The sequence below is a fragment of the Dietzia sp. SLG310A2-38A2 genome, assembly GCF_014145095.1.
Lineage (GTDB): Bacteria > Actinomycetota > Actinomycetes > Mycobacteriales > Mycobacteriaceae > Dietzia.
Window position 1 is genome coordinate 1 of the sequence record NZ_JAALDX010000248.1, and the last position, 2,784, is coordinate 2,784.

3 protein-coding genes and 1 pseudogene are annotated in these 2,784 nt (G+C 70.9%); 2 read left to right on the forward strand and 2 right to left on the reverse strand.

Going from position 1 to position 2,784, the window contains the following annotated elements:
• A pseudogene (locus G6027_RS09165) lies at positions 1–246 on the reverse strand (2-phospho-L-lactate guanylyltransferase); the annotation flags it as partial.
• A 108-nt stretch (positions 247–354) separates the two neighbouring features.
• Here G6027_RS09165 and G6027_RS09170 point away from each other — a divergent pair.
• Positions 355–1,353, forward strand: a complete 999-nt coding sequence (locus G6027_RS09170; RefSeq protein WP_182636900.1) for an NAD(P)H-dependent glycerol-3-phosphate dehydrogenase — start codon at positions 355–357, stop codon at positions 1,351–1,353.
• Positions 1,354–1,363: 10 nt separating this feature from the next.
• Positions 1,364–2,470 (forward strand): D-alanine--D-alanine ligase, encoded by a 1,107-nt coding sequence (locus G6027_RS09175; RefSeq protein ID WP_182636901.1) that lies wholly within the window; start codon positions 1,364–1,366, stop codon positions 2,468–2,470.
• Between the two features lie 10 nt (positions 2,471–2,480).
• Here G6027_RS09175 and G6027_RS09180 read toward each other — a convergent pair.
• Positions 2,481–2,784: DUF3515 domain-containing protein (locus G6027_RS09180; protein WP_182636902.1), on the reverse strand; the 304-nt coding region annotated here is incomplete at its 5' end.

The window sequence follows — 2,784 nt, forward strand, 5'->3', positions numbered from 1 at the left end:
CTCGACCGGGAGGAGGCGGGCGAGCGCCGCCACATCGGGATCCGAGGTCACCACCCGTACCCGGGAGACACCGTGCGTCGCGACGCAGGTCCGGAGCACGTCCGCGGCCATCGCAAGGGCGAGCGCCCGCCTGTCGGACGCGGGCAGAGCGCGGGCGAGGCGGCTCTTGGCGCGGTCGAGGGCCTTGACGGGGACGACTATCGTCCACCCGCCGTCAGTCGCCCCGTGACCCGACACCGTACTCATCGACCGCCATCCTGCCAGCAGACCCTCGCGAGCGCGCCGGGCCGGGTAGCGTTTGCTCACGATCCACCGGCGATGGCCCGGGTGGGGGACGACGAGCCGGGAGGCGAAATGGCGCGGGTCGCGGTGATGGGTGCGGGGTCGTGGGGGACCGCCGTCGGCAAGGTGCTCGCGGACGCTGGGTCGGAGGTGGTCATGTGGGCCCGCCGAGACGAGGTGGCCCGCGGGATCAACGAGCGGCACTGTAACGAGAAATACCTGCCGGAGATCGTCCTGCCCGCGACGGTCACCGCCTCGACGGACCCGGCCGAGGTCCTCGCTGGCGCCCACGAGGTCGTCCTGGCCGTCCCGTCCCAGAGTCTGAGGGGGAACCTGGAGCAGTGGGTCGACCTCCTCGAGCCCGATGCCGGGGTCATCTCCCTGGCGAAGGGGATCGAGACCGGGACGTTGATGCGCATCAGCGAGGTCGTCGCCGAGGTCACGGGATTGACCGGGGACAGGATCGCCGCGTTGTCCGGCCCCAACCTCGCGCGGGAGATCGCCGAGGGGCAGCCGGCGGCGACTGTGATCGCCTGTACGGACGTCGACCGGGCGGCCCGCCTGCAGGACGCGTTCGCCACCCCCTACTTCCGTCCCTACACCAACACCGATGTGGTGGGGTGCGAGATCGGTGGCTCCACCAAGAACGTCATCGCGCTGGTGTGTGGGATCGCCACCGGGATGGGCCTGGGTGACAACACCATGGCGACGCTCGTCACCCGCGGGTTGGCGGAGTCGACGAGGCTCGGGGTGGCGCTCGGCGCCCACCAGATGACCTTCGCCGGACTCGCGGGGCTCGGCGACCTCGTCGCCACCTGCACCTCACCGCTGTCCCGCAACCGGACCTTCGGTGAACGGCTGGGCAAAGGCGAGACCCTGGAACAGGCGCAGGAGGCCACCAACGGACAGGTCGCGGAGGGGGTCAAGTCCTGCACCTCGATCCGTGCGCTCGCCCGAGAGGTGGGCGTCGAGATGCCGCTCACCGAGGCCGTCCACGAGATCTGCCACGAGGGAGGCGACGCCGTCGAGGTGGCGGTGCGCCTCATGAGACGGAGCACCAAGCCCGAGTAGCCTCGGCCCGGTGAATCGCATCACCGTTGCCGTCCTCTACGGCGGCCGCAGCACGGAGCACTCCGTGAGCTGCGTGTCCGCCGGCGCCGTCATGGCACATCTCGACCGATCCGTCTACGAGGTGATCCCCGTCGGGATCACCGGATCGGGGAGATGGACCCTGGGTCCCGACGACGTGTCGGGCCTGCGGATTGTCGACCGCGTCATGCCGGAGGTCGACCCGGGGCGACCACAGGTAGCGCTCGGACTGTCCACCGGCGACCGCGGGGTCCTGCGGTTCGTGGACGGGGAGCGGGCCGGTGAGCAGGCCGCCCGCGTGGACGTGGTCTTCCCCGTCATGCACGGCACCCATGCGGAGGACGGCACCGTCCAGGGACTCCTCGAGCTCTCGGGGATCCCCTACGTGGGGCCGGGGGTGTTCGCCAGTGCGGCCGGCATGGACAAGGAGTTCACCAAGGTCGTGCTGGGTGCGGCGGGTCTGCCCATCGGTGAGCAGGTGGTGCTGCGTCCCGGGACCGCGACGCTGTCAGAGGCGGAACTCGACCGGCTCGGGCTCCCGTTGTTCGTCAAGCCCGCTCGCGGTGGCTCGTCCATAGGGATCACCAAGGTCTCCCGCGCGGGAGACCTCGACGCGGCCATCGCCGAGGCCCGCCGATTCGACCCCAAGGTGATCGTCGAGGCCGCCATCGTGGGCCGCGAGGTCGAATGTGGTGTCCTGCAGTACCCGGACGGTCGGGTGGAGGCGAGCCTGCCGGCCGAACTCCACATCCCCGGTGAGCCCACAGGGCTGGACGGCGAGACCGAGGGCGACTCCTTCTACGACTTCGACACCAAATACCTCGACGACGTCTGCACGTTCGACCTGCCCGCGCTGCTCCCCGCGGCGGACACCGACCGGCTGCGCACCCTGGCCGTCGAGGCGTTCCACGCCCTGGACGCCCGTGGGCTGAGCCGGGTCGACTTCTTCGTCACCGAGCACGGTCCGGTGATCAACGAGGTCAACACCATGCCGGGATTCACCCCGATCTCGATGTACCCGCAGATGTGGACGGCGACGGGGGTCGACTACCCGACCCTGCTCGACACTCTCGTGCGGACCGCGCTCGCAGGGGACTGAACCCGGGGGGTCAGCCGATCGGCGCGGGCCGCGGTTCGACGGCGTCCAGACCGGCGGCGAGGGCGTCCGAGAGATCCTGGATCGGACCCGTACCGCCGGTCGAGGGCAGCGTGACCGCGATGTACTCCGGTCGGTCGACGGCGACCCAGGTGGATGACGTCACAGCGGGGTCCGGGTCCGGTTCGTTGAACCACTGGACGCCGTTGACCTCCTGGAGCGACACCCCGACGGTGAAGGTCGGCGGGGCGGGGAGGCCGCAGCGGACGACGACGGTCTGGGCGTCGGGCAGCCGGTACGCCGCGGCGCCCGGCGGG